This is a genomic window from Micrococcus lylae NBRC 15355 (genome assembly GCF_001570885.1).
Lineage (GTDB): Bacteria > Actinomycetota > Actinomycetes > Actinomycetales > Micrococcaceae > Micrococcus > Micrococcus lylae.
Window position 1 is genome coordinate 58895 of the sequence record NZ_BCSN01000006.1, and the last position, 16253, is coordinate 75147.

The 16253-nt window shown below is 73.0% G+C and carries 10 protein-coding genes and 1 tRNA gene; 7 read left to right on the forward strand and 4 right to left on the reverse strand.

Annotation, left to right across the window (positions count from 1 at the left end; genetic code table 11):
- Positions 1 to 69 precede the first annotated feature (69 nt).
- On the forward strand, positions 70 to 2190 hold the full coding sequence (locus MLY01S_RS02745; protein ID WP_067189070.1) for an ATP-dependent DNA helicase UvrD2: 2121 nt from the start codon (positions 70 to 72) through the stop codon (positions 2188 to 2190).
- 29 nt (positions 2191 to 2219) lie between these two features.
- Here MLY01S_RS02745 and MLY01S_RS02750 read toward each other — a convergent pair whose 3' ends face one another.
- Entirely contained in the window at positions 2220 to 3236 is a 1017-nt protein-coding gene (locus tag MLY01S_RS02750) for a hypothetical protein (RefSeq protein WP_067189072.1), read from the reverse strand.
- A gap of 205 nt (positions 3237 to 3441) precedes the next feature.
- Here MLY01S_RS02750 and MLY01S_RS02755 point away from each other — a divergent pair, with 205 nt between their 5' ends.
- A complete protein-coding gene (locus tag MLY01S_RS02755; RefSeq protein ID WP_082739547.1) occupies positions 3442 to 4137 on the forward strand; it encodes a M48 metallopeptidase family protein in 696 nt (231 codons plus the stop codon).
- Between the two features lie 141 nt (positions 4138 to 4278).
- On the opposite strand, the gene MLY01S_RS02760 is transcribed toward MLY01S_RS02755, so the two are convergent.
- Positions 4279 to 5697, reverse strand: a complete 1419-nt coding sequence (locus MLY01S_RS02760) for a zinc-dependent metalloprotease (RefSeq protein ID WP_067189075.1) — start codon at positions 5695 to 5697, stop codon at positions 4279 to 4281.
- Positions 5698 to 5968: 271 nt separating this feature from the next.
- Between MLY01S_RS02760 and MLY01S_RS02765 the strand changes: the two genes are divergently transcribed.
- From MLY01S_RS02765 to MLY01S_RS02775, 3 genes are all read left to right on the forward strand, one after another.
- Entirely contained in the window at positions 5969 to 7150 is a 1182-nt protein-coding gene (locus MLY01S_RS02765; RefSeq protein ID WP_245232078.1) for a YlbL family protein, read from the forward strand.
- Between the two features lie 426 nt (positions 7151 to 7576).
- Positions 7577 to 10489, forward strand: a complete 2913-nt coding sequence (locus MLY01S_RS02770) for a UPF0182 family membrane protein (protein WP_067189100.1) — start codon at positions 7577 to 7579, stop codon at positions 10487 to 10489.
- 242 nt (positions 10490 to 10731) lie between these two features.
- Positions 10732 to 10805: transfer RNA gene (locus MLY01S_RS02775), tRNA-Met, on the forward strand.
- Positions 10806 to 10973: 168 nt separating this feature from the next.
- Here MLY01S_RS02775 and MLY01S_RS02780 read toward each other — a convergent pair.
- Both MLY01S_RS02780 and MLY01S_RS02785 read right to left on the reverse strand, forming a co-directional pair.
- Positions 10974 to 11789, reverse strand: coding sequence for a PspA/IM30 family protein (locus tag MLY01S_RS02780; RefSeq protein WP_067189077.1), 816 nt, complete (start codon positions 11787 to 11789; stop codon positions 10974 to 10976).
- Between the two features lie 169 nt (positions 11790 to 11958).
- Positions 11959 to 14133: a TPM domain-containing protein gene (locus MLY01S_RS02785; RefSeq protein ID WP_067189079.1), complete on the reverse strand. Its 2175-nt coding sequence runs from the start codon at positions 14131 to 14133 to the stop codon at positions 11959 to 11961.
- A 332-nt stretch (positions 14134 to 14465) separates the two neighbouring features.
- Here MLY01S_RS02785 and MLY01S_RS02790 point away from each other — a divergent pair, with 332 nt between their 5' ends.
- Positions 14466 to 15824, forward strand: coding sequence for a S1C family serine protease (locus MLY01S_RS02790; protein WP_067189081.1), 1359 nt, complete (start codon positions 14466 to 14468; stop codon positions 15822 to 15824).
- Positions 15825 to 15899: 75 nt separating this feature from the next.
- Positions 15900 to 16253 (forward strand): PIG-L deacetylase family protein (locus tag MLY01S_RS02795; protein WP_169795136.1); only part of this gene is annotated, 354 nt, incomplete at its 3' end.

The following is a 16253-nucleotide window of genomic DNA, read 5'->3' on the forward strand; positions in this document are numbered from 1 at the left end:
TGATACGGTGGAGCGCCTGCCCGTGCGGGCACGCCGACGCCGAAGCGCCCGAAGGAGTCTGGAACACCCGTGAGCTCGCCCGATGAGATCCTCCGCGGCCTCGACGCCGAGCAGCGCCAGGCCGCGACCGCGCTCCACGGACCCGTCTGCATCCTCGCAGGCGCCGGCACCGGCAAGACCCGCGCCATCACCCACCGCATCGCGTACGGCGTGGCCTGCGGCGTCTACGACCCGCAGCGCACGCTGGCGCTGACCTTCACGGCGCGCGCCGCCGCGGAGATGCGCACCCGCCTGCGCGACCTCGGCGCCCACGGCGTCCAGGCCCGCACCTTCCACGCGGCTGCCCTGCGCCAGCTGCGCTACTTCTGGCCCCATGCCGTGGGCGGGTCCATGCCCAACGTGATGGAGAACAAGGTCCGCCTGCTCACGCAGGTGGCCCAGCGCATGCGCATGAGCGTGGACCGCGCCGCCCTGCGTGACCTCGCCTCGGAGATCGAGTGGGCGAAGGTGTCCCTGCACGCCCCCGAGGCCTACGCCGAGGCGGCCGCGGAGCGGGACATGCCCTCCGGCTGGACCCCGGTCACCGTGGCCCGCCTCTACGCCGGCTACGAGGAGCTCAAGACGGCGCAGCAGGCCATCGACTTCGAGGACGTGCTCCTGATCCTGGTGGCCATCCTGGAGTCCGAGGAGCGCATCGCGGCCACCGTCCGCGAGCAGTACCGGGTGTTCGTGGTGGACGAGTACCAGGACGTCTCTCCGCTGCAGCATCGGCTCCTGGACCTGTGGCTCGGCGGCCGCGACGACCTCTGCGTGGTGGGCGACGCCTCCCAGACCATCTACTCCTTCACCGGCGCGACCTCCGATTTCCTCACGGGCTTCCGCGAGCGCTACCCGGACGCCACCCAGGTGAAGCTCGTCCGGGACTACCGCTCCAGCCCCCAGGTGGTCGAAGCCGCCAACCGGCTGCTGGCCGACCGCACCCGCGCCGGGGCCCGCGACCGTTCCCTCCCGGCGTGGCCGGAGCCGCTGCAGCTGGTGTCCCAGCGCGAGTCCGGCCCGCAGGTCGTGTTCGCCGAGTGCGACGACGACGAGGCCGAGGCCGGCTGGGTCGCGGAGCAGGCGAAGCGGCTCATCGACGAGGGCGTGCCCGCCTCGGAGATCGCCGTCCTCTTCCGCACGAACGGCCAGTCCGAGGCGTTCGAGACCGCCCTGACCACGGCGGGCATCGGCTACCTGCTGCGCGGCGGCGAGCGGTTCTTCTCCCGCGCCGAGGTCCGGGACGGCATCCTGCAGCTGCGGGCGGCCGCCCGCGCGGCCCAGGACCTCACCGGTGCCGACGTGATCCAGCGCGTCAAGGACGTGCTGTCCTCACTCGGCTACACGGACGAGCCTCCGGCCGGCTCCGGGGCCCACCGCGAGCGGTGGGAGTCCCTGCGGGCGCTCGTGCATTTGGCCGAGCAGCTGGCGGACACCCGCGGCGCGGAGTTCACCCTCACCGAGCTGGTGGCCGAGCTGGACGAGCGCGCCGAGCACCAGCACGCCCCGGCGGTCCAGGGCGTCACCCTGGCGTCCCTGCACTCGGCCAAGGGCCTGGAGTGGGACGCCGTCTTCCTCGTGGGCCTGTCCGAGGGGCTCATGCCGATCTCCTTCGCGGACACCCCCGCGGAGGTGGACGAGGAGCGCCGCCTGCTCTACGTGGGAATCACGCGTGCGCGCAAGCACCTCTGTCTGACCTGGACGCTGTCCCGCGGCGGCGGCCGGTCCACCCGCAGGCCGTCCCGCTTCCTGTCCGCGATCGACTCCACGCTCGGAGGCAACCGAAAGGCCGCGGCGGCCTCGGCGTCGGCCGCCCCGGCCCGCCGCCGGCGCAGCGCGGCCCCCGCGACCTGCCGCACCTGCGGCGAGGTCCTGGACACCGGCGCCGAGCGAAAGATCGGGCGCTGCATCGATTGCCCGGCCACCTATGACGAGGCCGTTCTGGACACGCTCAAGGACTGGCGGACGGCCAAGGCGAAGCAGATGCGCAAGCCGCCGTTCGTGGTGTTCACGGACGCCACGCTCGTCGCGATCGCCGAGACCATGCCGCGCTCCGCGGCCGAGCTGCTCAGGATCTCCGGCGTCGGCAGGATCAAGCTGGAGTCCTACGGGGAAGAGGTCATCGAGCTGCTCCACGGCACCGACGTCGCCTGAGCTGTCCGAGCCGCCCCTCGCCAGAGCCCTCACCCGCCGCAGGCGCAGCCCGGCCAGGGCGCCACGGACTCCTCGTCCACGCCCAGGGGCGACGACCGTGGTCCGGGGGCCTGGTCCCGCACCCGCCAGGCGAGTCCCGGCACCGGCCCGCTCTTCAGGGCCGCGACCACCACGCAGGCCGTGAGGCGGGCCCGCTCCACCGGGTCCCGGCCGGCCCCGGCCCGGTGCAGTGCCGCGGTCCGCTGCGCCCGGAGCGGGTCCTCCTGTCCGGCCCAGCGCTCCCAGCACAGCGGGCATCCCGGGACGTCCGGCGCGCACCAGGGCCCCACGAGCGTGTCCTCGTCACGCAGCACCACCGGCAGGACGATGTGCCCGCCGGCCTGCGCCCGGGCCAGCCGGTCCGCGTCCCAGGCGCCCGCCGCCACCGTCACCGTGACCGCCCCGATCGCGCGGCGTCCAGCCGGGTGACAGGCCACCGCGGCGACCCCGCGGTCTCCGAGGCGCTGGGCCAGCGCCTCGTTCCGCGGCCGTCCGACGTCCGCGGTGACGAGCCCGTGGCCCAGCTCCTCCGCCCGCACCGGGCGCTGGTCCGTCAGCCCGAACCGTCCGACCCCGGCGGCGGCCAGCAGGTCGGCCACCGCGGCCCCGGTCGGCCCGAGCCCGTCCACGTGCACGGCGTCCGGCAGCGCCCGGCTCGGCGCCGGAGCAACTTGCGTCTCGTTCCCGCCGCTGTCCCGGCGCCCGTCTGCTCCGGGGTCCGCTGCGCTGTCCGCCCCAGGGTCCGCTGCGCCGTCCGCCCCTGCGCCCTCGACCAGCACCGGTGCCAGGCCCTCCAGCACCAGGGCCAGCTCCGTCTCCTCCATGCCGCAGCGGCGCGCCAGCGCAGCCGCGGAGCCGCGTCCGGCCACCGTCCCCGCCGACAGCTCGGCCAGCAGCGTCCGCACCCCGCGGGGCCGGACGTCCACCACCACGGCCCGCGGCCCGTTGCCCACCTGCACCTGCCCCGGGCCGACCTGCACCGTCGACACCGTCGGATCGATCCGCATGCTCTGTCCCCTCCGGCGTCCCTCCCGACGCCTGCGACCACTCCGGTCCGCCGCGGATCCGTCCGCGGCGGGTCCGTTCCAGCGTCGCATCGACGCGTCCGACGGCCCCGCGGCCGTCCACAGCAGGCCGTCCCCCGACGACGCCCGTGCGGTTCGGTCCTCCACAGGTGCCGCCTCCGAGTCCCGGACGGTGCACAATGTGGGGATGCCTTTCAACGGAGGATCGCGTCGCCGCTCGACTCCGCGCCGCACAGCGCCTGGCTCCCGCGCCTCGTCCGGCGGCCGTTCCGGCCGCGCCCCCGCCGTGCGCACCACCGAGCTCGCCGAGGTCCATGGGGTCCCGCTGACGCTCATCCGCTCCACGGCCCGTCGCCGCACCGTGTCCGCGGCCTGGCGGGACGGCCGGCTGCGCATCCTGCTGCCCGCCGGCCTGGCGGCGGGGGAGGAGCGCCAGTGGATCGAGCGCATGATCGCCAAGGCCCCGGCCCCGCCGGCGGCCCACGACGACGGTCCCGCACCCGACGACGGCTCCCTGGCCGCCCGAGCGGAGCGCCTCCGCGCTCGCCTTGTGCCCGAGGCGCCCCGCCCGACGTCCGTGACCTGGTCCTCCCGGCAGCGGCAGCGGTGGGGCTCCTGCACCCCGTCGCGTCGCACCCTCCGCATCTCCACCCAGGTGCACGGCATGCCGGAGTGGGTCCTGGACGCCGTGCTGGTCCACGAGCTGGCCCACCTGCTCGAGTCCGGCCACGGACCGGCCTTCCGGCGCCTGGTGTCCCGGTACGACCGCTACGCCGAGGCCATGGCCTTCCTCCAGGGCGTCACCTTCGCCACCGGCCGCGGGCTCAGCCCGGACGCCGTGCCGGACGCCACCCCGGACCAGGCTGCGGACACCGAGTCCTGAACGTCCTGAACGCGAGGAGGCCGCCGCCCCGGCAGGGGAGCGGCGGCCTCGTCGTCTCCATCGGACGACCGTCCCGGGTGCGCCTGTCGCGGGCGGAGGGCGGCCGTCGTCGGCGAGGACCGGGCGGTCAGCAGGAGGGGATCACTTCTCCTTCGGGGCGTCCCCGAACCCGCCGTCCAGCAGGCGGCGCAGCTCGTCGTCGAGGGAGTCGGTGGTCCTGTCCTGCTCCTCGCGGCGGCCGGCGTAGCCGGTCGGATCGTCCAGGTCCTCGGCGGTGGGCTGGCGCTCCGGATGGCGCCAGACCTCCTCCCGGTACTGCTTGCCGTGGGTCTTGGTGATCTCCGCCCACAAATCGGAGGCGGCATGCAGGCGGCGCGGGCGCAGCTCAAGACCCACGAGCGCGGCGAACGCGTGCTCGGCCGGGCCGCCGGAGGCGCGGCGGCGGTTCATGGTCTCGCGCAGCGCCGCGGCGTGGTCCAGGGGAGCGGCGGCCTCGGCGACCACCACGTCCACCCACCCCTCCACCAGGGCCAGCAGCAGCTCCAGCTGCTCGAGGGCGGCGCGCTGGGTGGCGTCCGGCTCGGCGATGAAGGAACGGCCGTCGAACACCTGCTGCATGGACTCCGGGTCCATCGGGTCCACGTTCGCCGCGGCGGACTCGATGCCCTCGGTGTCCAGGCGGATTCCGGCGGCGTACTGCTCGATCGCCGCGAACAGGTCCCGCTCCAGCCACGGGGAGTGGAGGAACAGGCGCATCCGGGCCACCTCGCGCAGTGCCAGGTAGATGCGCAGCTGGTCGTCCGGGACGGACAGCCCGTCCCCGAACTCCTCGATGTTCACCGGCAGCATGGACAGGGTGTGGCCGGCCAGGGGGAAGCCGATGTCGGTGCCGGAGAGCACGTCCTTGCCGATCTCGCCCACGGCCGTGCCCAGCTGCAGGCCGAACATGGTGCCGCCCATGTTCTGCAGCATCGGCTTCAGGCCCTCCAGGCCGCCGAGCATGCCTGCCATCTCCTCGGGCATCTGCCGGGAGAGCTGCTGCTCGATCGCCGCGGACATCGCCCGGGACAGCGAGGTGGCGACCGGCTCTGTCATGCGGCGCCAGCTGTCCATGGTCGCCTCGACCCATTCGGCACGGGAGACGGCCTTGCCGATCAGGCCGGACTGCTCGGTGTCGGTCGCGCCGTCGAGCCACAGTTCGGCCAGGCGCAGCGCCTCGTCGACCTCGCGGCGGGCGAACGAGCCCACGGACGGGTCGGTGCCGGCCACGGCCTGGCGGGCCGCGTTCTTGGCCAGGTCCCAGTTCACGGGACCGGACTGGCCGGACGCGGCCGGGTTCATCATCGCCTGGAACTGGGCCATCATCTGCTGCATCATCGCCGGGTCCATCTGCGACGGGTCGAAGCCGGGCATGGCGCCGCCGCCGGGGCCGCCCATCTGCTCCATGGCGCGGCGGATCTCCTCCGGGTCCGGGCCCTGACCGCCGAAGAGGCGCCCGAGCATCTCCTCCAGGGGGTCGCGCTCGTCGCCGGATCCGGGGTTCTTCGGGTCGTTGGTCATGTCCTTCAGCGTAGTGGCGTCGGCCGTGCCCTGTCTGTGCCGGGGCCCGTCCGCGGGCCGGTGTTCGCCACCAGGTGACGGCCGCGGGCCGCCCGCGGGACGCGGTGTCCGGCCTCTGCCGGGCGCCCGGGCGACCTGGGAGGACATGACCGAGGGCCGTCGTCGGGGAACGGGTAGACTGGCGGGGCCGTTCCGTGTCCGTCGCACGCCGACGGCGCACGGACCCGCCCCGCCGAGCCCGCCTCGGCCGAGCTACAGGAAGCGGTGCCGCGTGCCCCAGAAGACACCCTCTCCGGAGCCGCGCCCGGACGCGCCCCGGGGACCTGCATCTGCGGCCCGACCCCGCCACGCCTCGCCGCCCGCCGGAACCACGACGACGGCCGCCCGCCGCCGCAGGCCGCCTCGCCTGGCCGGCTGGATCGCCGCGGCCAGCGCGACGGTCGCCGTGGCCGCGCCGACCCCCTACATCGTGGAGAGCCCCGGCCCCGCCATCGACGTCCTCGGCACCTATGAGGGGCACGAGGTCCTCACCGTCACCGGCGAGGAGGACACGGCCCAGGTGGACGACCACGGCGCCTCCGAGGGCCGCCTCGACATGACCACCGTGCTCGTGGGCGGGCCGCCGACCGGAACCACCACCGCCTCGGACCTGCTCGGAGCCCTGCTGGACCCGGGCGCAGACGTGGTCCCGCGGGAGCTCGTCTACCCGACCGGCACCACCTCCGAGGAGGTCAGCGCCGGCAACACGGCCGCCATGGCCTCGTCCCAGGAGATCGCCACCGCGGCCGCCCTCACCGAGCTCGGCGTGGACTACCGCACCCAGCTGACCGTGCAGGAGTTCACCGAGGGCAGCGCCTCGGAGGGGGCGCTGCAGGTGGCAGACGTGATCCTGGAGGCCGACGGCGAGCAGGTCTCGGACGTGTCTGCGCTCAAGAACGTCCTCAACGCCTCGGGCGGAGACCCGGTGCCCATGACCGTGCGCCGCGACGGCGAACAGATGCGGATCGACGTCCCCGTGTCCGCGGCCCCCACCGACGGGCCGGACCGCTGGCTCATGGGCGCGTACCTGCAGCAGACGTTCGAGTTCCCCGTGCAGGTCGACATCGCGCTCGAGGACATCGGCGGCCCCTCCGCCGGGCTGATGTTCGCCCTGTCCATCGTGGACCGGCTCTCGCCGGGCGACCTCACCGGCGGGCGGCACATCGCCGGCACGGGGACCATCACCCCGGACGGCGTCGTCGGGGCGATCGGCGGCATCCCGCAGAAGGTCCGTGGTGCCCGGGAGGCCGGGGCCGAGGTGTTCCTCGCCCCCATGGAGAACTGCGCAGATCTGGACGGTCGGGTCCCGGAGGGGCTGACCGTGTACGCCGTGGACACCCTGTCCACGGCCCGGGACACGGTGGACGCCGTGGCCCACGGGCGCACCCCCGAGGGGGTGCGCACCTGCGGCTGACATCGGCCGCACCACGACCCGGACGGTGGGGGAGCGCAGCACGATGCCGTGCCGCGCAGCCCCGCACCGGCACCACGGAGTCCCCGTCGGACGGACGGGGCGCCGAGACCATCAGCACGAGTCCCGCAGGCGGCGGGACGGGAAGCACCACAGAGGAGACGAGTGAGCTTCGGACAGTCAGGAAGCGGGCCCTTCGGAGGCCCGCCGCATCAGGGAGGATCCGGCGGATCGCCGGGGAAGGGGAACGACGGACCGTTCGGCGCCTTCGGGCCCTTCAACCCGTTCGGCGGCCGCGGCGACGACGGTGACGGCGCCGGCGGCCGCGGAGGAGCGGGCCGCGGCCCCTTCGGCGGAGGCGACGGGGGCGAGGGCGGCGGTGCCCGGAAGGGTGGGCAGTCCCGTCGACCGGGTCGTCCGAGCGCCCTGGTGCTCACCCTGATCTCCGTGGTCGTGCTGGTGGGGCTCTTCGTGCTCTTCACCGGCGTCTACACCGAGATCCTCTGGTTCAACCAGATCGGCTTCGCGGATGTGTTCTGGACGGAGATCTGGACCCGTGTGGCCCTGTTCGCGGTCGCCGCGGTCGTCATGGCCGCGGCCGTGTGGCTGTCCGTGCGCCTGGCCTGGAAGGGCCGCCCGCAGAAGGCGCCCTCGGCCGGCCGCGACTCGCTGAGCCAGTACCAGCGGCAGCTCGAGCCGATGCGCCGCCTGGTGTTCGTCGCCGTTCCCGTGGTGGTCGGCCTGTTCGCCGGCTCCGCCGCCATGAACGGCTGGCAGACGGTCCTGCTGTTCCTGAACCAGGAGCCCTACGGCAAGCAGGATCCGCAGTTCGGCATGGACATCAGCTTCTACCTGGCCACCCTGCCGTTCCTCGGCATGCTGGTCAGCTTCCTGATCTCCGTGACCCTGGTGGCCGGCATCGCCGGCCTGCTGGTCCACTACCTCTACGGCTCGATCCGCGTGGAGGAGCGCGGCGGCGTGACCGTGGAGAAGCCCGCCCGCATCCATGTGGGCGTCTTCGCCGCGCTGTTCCTGCTCCTGCAGGGTGTGAACTACTGGCTCGCCCGCTACCGCACCCTGCAGTCGCAGGACGGCGGCTGGGCCGGCGCCCTGTACACGGACGTGCACGCCGTGATCCCGACCTCCGCGATCCTCGCGGTGACCGCGGTGATCGTGGCCGCCCTGTTCGTGGTGACCATCCTCAACGGCCGCTGGCGCGTCGCCCTGGTGGGCACCGCGGTCCTGGTGATCACCTCGCTCGTGGTGGGCGCCGGCTACCCGTTCCTGGTGCAGCAGTACCAGGTGCAGCCGTCCGAGCGCTCCCTCGAGGCCGAGTACATCAAGCGCAACATCGAGATGACCCGCGAGGCCTATGGCCTGCATGACGTCGAGACCACGAACTACGAGGGCGCCACCGACGCCGAGGCCGGCGCGCTGGCGGGCGAGTCCGCGAACACCGCGAACATCCGCCTGATGGATCCGAACCTGCTCTCGCAGACCTACGGCCAGCTCCAGCAGTTCCGCCCGTACTACACCTTCCCCGACACGCTGCACGTGGACCGCTACGAGATCGAGGGGGAGACCCGCGACACCGTGGTGTCCGTCCGCGACGTCAACGTCAGCGAGGACCAGTCCTGGGTGAACAGCCACATCGTCTACACCCACGGCTACGGCATGGTGGCCGCGGACGCCTCCGAGGTGGCCGCCCAGGGCCGGCCGAAGTTCCTGCTCTCCGGCATCCCCACCACCGGCGCGCTGGCGGACGAGAAGGACTACGAGCCGCGCATCTACTTCGGCACCAACTCGCCGGAGTACTCCGTGGTGGGCGCTCCCGAGGGCGCGGCGCCGAAGGAGCGCGACCGCCCGCAGACCGCCGACTCCGGCGAGGACACCGCCTACACCTTCTCCGGCGACGGCGGCCCGTCCGTGGGCAACCTGTTCAACCAGCTCGCCTACGCCGTGAAGTTCGGCTCCACCGAGCTCGTGCTGTCCTCCGATGTGAACGAGGAATCGCAGATCCTGTACGACCGTGACCCGGTGGAGCGCGTCCAGAAGGTCGCCCCGTTCCTCACCGTGGACTCGAACGCCTACCCGGCGATCGTGGACGGGCGCATCCAGTGGATCGTGGACGCCTACACCACCTCGGACGCGTTCCCGTACTCGACCGCACAGGCGCTGGGCGAGGCCACCACCGACGCCCTGAACCGCAACGAGCAGTTCAACCTCTCCGGCCAGGTGAACTACATCCGCAACTCCGTGAAGGCAACGGTGGACGCCTACGACGGCACCGTGAAGCTCTACGCGTGGGACACCGAGGACCCGCTGCTGAAGGCCTGGCAGAACGTGTACCCGGACATCATGCACCCGTACTCCGAGATGAGCGCGGAGCTGATGGACCACGTCCGCTACCCGGAGGACATGTTCAAGGTGCAGCGTGAGCTGCTCGGCCGATACCACGTGACCGATGCGGACGACTTCTACGAGAACAACGACGCCTGGTCGGTCCCCTCGGACCCGACCCAGGACGACGACAACGTGAAGCAGCCGCCGTACTACATGACCATGCAGATGCCGGGCCAGGACGAGGCCGCGTTCTCGCTGACCTCGACCTTCATCCCGCAGATCACGCAGGGCGCGCAGCAGCGCAACGTGCTGTACGGCTTCCTCTCCGCCGACGGCGACGCCGGCACCGGCGAGGACGGCCAGAAGCGCGACTCCTACGGCACGCTCCGCCTGCTCGAGCTGCCGCGCCAGACCACGGTCCCCGGACCGGGCCAGGCGCAGGCGAACTTCGACTCGAACGACAGCGTGTCCCAGGAGCTGAACCTGCTCCGCCAGGGCGCCTCGGACGTGATCAACGGCAACATGATCACCCTCCCGGTGGCCGGCGGCATCCTCTATGTGCAGCCGGTGTACGTGCGGTCCTCGGGCCCCACCTCGTACCCGACCCTGCGCAAGGTGCTCGTCTCCTTCGGCGACCAAGTCGGCTTCGCGGACACCCTGGAGGGGGCCCTGAACCAGGTCTTCGACGGCGACTCGGGTGCGGTGACGCCGGAGGAGCAGCAGGAGTTCGACAAGGGTGAGACCGGCGGCGGAGAGGCCGGTGACGGCGGCTCCGACGAGGGCGGCTCCGACGAGGGTGAGACCGGCGGCGACACCCCGGCCCCGGCCGGCTCCGACCTGGAGAAGGCCCTCAAGGAGGCGCAGGACGCCATCGAGCGCGGCGAGGAGGCGCTGGCCGAGGGCGACTGGGCCGAGTACGGCAAGCAGCAGGACCGCCTGAACAAGGCCCTCGAGGCGGCGATCGCCGCCGAGGAGGAGGCCAAGAAGGCGCAGGACTGACGCCTGCGGCGCCCTTCCCGACGACGGCCCCGGCCCTCCGTCTCCCGCCTCACGCGGGGACGGGGCCGGGGCCGTCCGGCGTCCGGGGACGCGCTCGAGGTCGGGGGCCCGTGCGACGGATACACGGGACCGCGGCGGGCGCGGCGGGGTGCCCGCCGCTCCGATGTGGGCAGTGTCACGCCCAGATCGGGCACCCTCGATTTGGTGCTCCCGGCGGAGGTGTGTAAAGTAGAACAAGTCGCCGCGGGGTGGAGCAGTTCGGTAGCTCGCCGGGCTCATAACCCGGAGGTCGCAGGTTCAAATCCTGCCCCCGCAACGAGAAAGGCCCCCAGGACTTCGGTCCTGGGGGCCTTGTGCATGCCGGTGGCGGCGCACCGCGGCATGCAGGGGAGACGGTGCACGTGCGGCGGCCCCCGGACCGGGGAGTCCGGGGGCCGTCGGGCTGTCCGGGGGAGCGGCCGTCGTCGGGCCCCTCCGGTGCGGATCAGTTCTGGGTGCCGGTGCCGGTCTCGGTCTGCTCGGCCGAGTAGTCCATGGAGAGCTCGGCGTCCTCGGAGTCGGCGCCGGAGGTCAGCTCGGACGGCTGGGAGCCGCCGGCCTTGAGGGCCGCCAGGCGGGCCTCGACCTCGGTCTGCTCGCCCAGGTCCTCGAGGGACTCGAACTGGGAGTCCAGGGAGGAGGCGGCGAGCTCCTGCTGGCCGCGCACGCGGGCCTCCTCGCGGCGGACCTTCTCCTCGAAGCGGGAGACCTCGGAGGTCGGGTCCAGCAGGTCGATGGACTTCACAGCGTCGGCCACGGCGGACTGGGCCTTGGCGGACTTCGCGCGGGCGGTGAGCTCGTCGCGCTTGGACACCAGCTGCTGGCGCTTGACCTTCATCTGGTCCAGGCCGGTCTTGAGACGCTCCACGATCTCGCGCTGCGAGGTGATGGTCGGCTCGGCGGCCTTCGCCTGGCGCTCGGCATCCATCTGGCGCTCGATGGCGACCTTGGCGAGGTTGTCGAACTTGGCGGCGTTCGCCTCGTCACCGGAGGAGCGGAACTGGTCGGCCTTCTGGGAGGCGGCGAGAGCCTTCTGGCCCCAGCTGCGGGCGGCGTCCTGGTCCTCGCGGTAGTCGTCCTCGATCATCCGGAGGTTGCCGATGGTCTGGGCCACGGCGGACTCGGCCTCCGCGATGTTGTTGGTGTAGTCCCGGACCATCTGGTCCAGCATCTTCTGCGGGTCCTCGGCCTTGTCCAGCATGGCGTTGATGTTGGCCTTCGCCAGGGTGGAGATGCGGCCGAAGATGGACTGCTTGACCATGGGCGTTTCCCTTCTGTGGTGCCGGCGCCGTGAGCTGCCGACTCGGTGTTCATCGTGTACAGGCCCCCTCAGGGCCGGGTCCGAGGCCCCTCACGGGGCGTCGGTCCGGTCCGTGGGACCGGTGGACTGCATGCGGCGCGTGCCGCAAGGACGGCGTGTGCCGGCCGGATCAGAAACTGCCTCCTGAGAGGTCGCCGAATCCGCCGAAGTCGCCTCCGGACAGGCCGCCGCCGCCGAGTCCGCCGAATCCTCCTCCGCCCCAGTCGGAGCCGCCGGAGGAGCCACCGGAGTTCAGGATCGAGTTGATCAGGATGCCTCCCAGCATGGCACCGCCCAGGCCGGAGCCGAAGGACGAGCCGCCGCGTCGGCGGTAGCGGTCGGCGCCGCCGAAGCCCTGGCCGAATCCCGCACCGCCGTACTGCATGCCGAACGAGGTCACGTCACGGCGGGCCAGCTCGGAGGCGCGCTCGGCCAGGTCGGAGGCGTGGTGCGCGGCGTCGAGCGCCTCGGCCGGATCCGAGGTGCGCATGCCGCGGGCGGCGTCGAGCGTCCGGGCGGCCTCGGAGAGCTTGGACCGTGCCTCGGGGCCGACGGCGCCGCGGCGGGCCGAGATGAAGTCTGCGGTGCCGTCGATCTGGCCCTGGGCGTGGGTGATCGCCGAGGGCAGCATGCGAGAGGCCTGCATGGCGTGCTCGCGGGCGTCGCGGACACCGGCCAGCGGTGCGTGGAGCTGACGGTGCGCCGCCTCGAGGCGGTGGATCAGGTCCACGGGGTCCGGGCGGCCGGCGTCCATCTGCGTGCGCACGTCCTGCAGGACGGCCTTGAGTCCGCCGGTCGGTCCGGCGAGCTCGGGACTGCGGCCGGAGTCCACCACGGCCTGGGCCTCTGCCACATCCTGGCGGCACTGGGCCACGCCCTGGCGCAGGTGCTCCATGGTCTCGGCGAGCGTGCCCTCGGCGCGGCGGACGGCCTCGGTGAGGGTGCGCACCTGGTCGAGCGCCTCCTCGGCGGCGCGCACGGCCAGGGCCGCGGTGGGGCGGTCCCCTGCGTCCCAGGACGTCCGGGCCTTCTCCTCTGCGGTCCGCACGAAGTCCAGGCGCTCACGGGCCTGCTCCGCGTTGTCCCCCACCTCGGCGAGGGCGGAGTCCGCGTAGGAGGAGTGCAGGCGCACGAGGGTCTGCTCCGCCTCGGTCACCTTCTCCTCCGCTGCGGGCACGGCGGAGCCGAGCTCCCCCAGGGCGTCCGGGACGCGGTTCTCCAGGTCGCGGAGCTGCTCGAACTCCTTCTGATGGGCGGCGAGGGCGGCGCCGACCTCGTCGCAGCGTCCGATGATCTCCTTGAGCCAGCGGCGCTGGTCCTCCTCGGTGTCCGGGATGTCGTCCTCCATCTGCTGCTGCAGCTGGAAGGAGGCGCGCATGTGCTCCTTCGCCGTGGCGATGTCCTCCTTGAAGGTGGCGATCGCGTCCGCGCCGTACGCCGCCTCCGCGAAGCCCACCTCCTGTTCTGAGGAGCGGATCGCGTCGTCCGCGGCGACGAGCTTCGAGCCGGCCTTCGCGTGCAGCTCCTCGAGGGGCATCTCGTCCAACGGGTCCTTCGGCGCCGCCGGGGCGGAGGCGATCTGTCCCCGTTCCGGGGTCCGGGAATGGTCCTTCCGTGACCGCTTCCACACGAGGTAGCCGCCGGCGCCCAGGCCCGCGGCCACCAGGCCACCGGTGAGCGCTCCGGCCGCGCCGGAGCCGGAGTCGGAGCCGGTCGTCGCGCCCCCGCCCTCGCCCTGGGGCAGGGCGCCGTCCGGGGTGTACTCCTGGCCGCTCTCTCCGCGGCCGTCCAGGGTGCCGTCCGCGGCGTCGTCCACGCCCTGCACTGCGGCGACGGCGGGGGCGAGCCAGTCGGGGGTGTCCCCGGTGGTGTTCTTCTGCAGCGACGGGGTCACGTAGGTGCGGGTGATGTCGTCCTGCATGGCGTTCAGCTGCGATCCGTCCGCGGCATCGAGCGCGTAGCGGCGAGTCTCCACGGCGATCGCCAGCACCGTGTCGTTGGTGCTCAGGCTGTTGGTGTCCGCGAAGTCCTGCACGAACGCCCTGTCCCCGTTCGGGAACTGGTCCACGTAGACCACGTAGAGGCTCTCGCCGGTGTCCTGCCGCAGCTGTGCGACCTCGGACTCGAGACGGGACTCCTCGGAGGAGGAGAGCACGTCCGCCTGGTCCACCACGAAGGTCCCGGGCGGGACGTCCATGGCCGCATGCGCCCCGGTCGCGGCCGCCGCGGCGAGCGCTCCGACGCCGCCGACCAGGACCGCACGGGCGAGCACGGGGACGGGACGGCGGAGAGGTGGTCGCTGCACGGAACGCTCCTGACGGTCGGGGAGCCGCGGCCATGCCCGGGTTTCCCGGGGTCCGACGCGCGGCGTCGGCTTGGTGGCAGTCTAGGCAGGGCGGACACCCCCGGTGAAGAGATCGGACGCATACTCCGCCCACAGCTGACGCGGGCGTGTCGCGGGCACAGCGATGTCTCCGCGAAGCCGCGGCTGACCTCCAGGCTGATTCCAGGAGATGTCCAGAGAACCGCTCCATCATGGACTCCATCGACCCCACGCCGACCCGGCGAACACCACCAGCACGGACGGCGGCGCCCCGCGGCTCGAGCCCCGAGGCGACGCACGAGAGGACCAGGACCATGTCGTACCCCCAGCAGCCGGCGCCGACCGACGTCAACGGCCAGACCCCGCCTTCCGCGGGCAGCGGCGAGCGCAGCCCGAAGCGCGTCGGCGCCGGACTGCTGGCGGCCTGTGTGCTCGCCGCCGGACTCGTCGGCGGCGGCGTGGGGGCCGGTGCCGTCGCCCTCGCGAACGGCGGCGCGCCGGCCGCGTCGTCCGCGCAGGACGGCGGGGACGGGGACGGGGACGGGGACCGGGGCACCGAGACCGGCGACGGCGCCGCCCAGGACCCGCAGGATGCTCAGGGGTCCGGTGAGAGCGGTGCGGCGGACCGCAGCGCCGAGGCCGGCACGGTGAGCAAGGCGGCCGAGAAGGCCTCCCCTTCCGTCGTGACGATCTCCACCATCGCGAGCTCCGGCAGCGGCTCCGGCTCCGGCGTCGTGCTGGACGAGGAGGGCCACATCCTGACCAACAACCACGTGGTCACCATGGGCGGCACGACCTCCGACGCGGAGCTGACCGTCCAGACGTCGGACGGCTCGGTCTACGCGGCGAAGGTCGTCGGCACCGACCCGAAGTCCGACCTCGCCGTCATCAAGGTGGACGCCGAGGACCTCACCCCGATCGGCATCGGCACGTCCGAGGACGTGCAGGTCGGCGACCAGGTGGTCGCCATCGGCGCCCCGCTCGGCCTGGCCGGGACGGTCACGGACGGCATCGTCTCCACGCTGAACCGCACCATCTCGGTGGCGTCCTCGGAGGTCCCGGACAACACCTCCGAGGGATCCCCGTACGAGTTCCAGTTCCCGCAGCAGGGCAGCGGTCAGCGGACCCAGGGGTCCGTGTTCCTCAACGTCATGCAGACGGACGCCGCCATCAACCCGGGCAACTCGGGCGGCGCGCTCGTGGACGCCAACGGCGACCTGGTCGGCATCAACGTGGCCATCGCCTCGGCCGGTGGCCAGGGGCAGAGCGGTGAGTCCGGCAACATCGGCGTCGGCTTCGCCATCCCGGTGGACTACGCCCACCGCATCGCCCAGGAGCTCATCGAGGAAGGCGAAGTGGACCACGCGTTCCTGGGCGTCTCCGTGACCCCCGCGGAGGCGGACGTCCAGGGCGGCGGCGCCAGGACCCGCACCCAGTTCAGCGCCGGGGCCGAGGTCCGTGAGGTCGTCTCCGGCTCTCCGGCGGACGAGGCCGGGCTGAAGCAGGGGGACGTCGTCACCGAGGTGGACGGCCATCCGGTCAAGGACAGCGAGTCCCTCACCGCCACCGTGCGCCAGTTCGCGCCCGGCGACTCGGCCGAGGTGACCGTGCGCCGCGACGGCAAGGAGCAGGCCTTCGAGGTCACCTTCGCCGCCGGCGACCAGCAGGGCTGATCCGGCCGGCGTCGGGACGCACCCGGCCGACGCCCACCGCGGCGTCCCACGGGGCGGCGGGGGAGAATGGGAGCCATGCAGACTCTCCTGACCCCCGCCGACCTCGCCGCGCGCCACGGCTGGCGTACCGCGCTCGCCGTCGGCGCCCATCCCGACGACCTCGACTTCGGCGCCGCCGCGACCCTCGCAGGGCTGACCGCCGCCGGCGTGCGCGTGGTGCAGTGCATCGTCACCGACGGCGATGCCGGAGGCTTCGACTCCGAGGGGCCGGAGGCCATGACCGCCCGCCGGCATGCGGAGCAGCGTGCCGCGGCCGCCGTTCTGGGCATCGATCAGGTCCGCTTCCTCGGTGAGCGGGACGGCTTCCTCGAGCCGAACCATCGGGTGCAGAAGGCCCTTGTCCGTGTGATGCGGCAGGTGCGTCCGGAC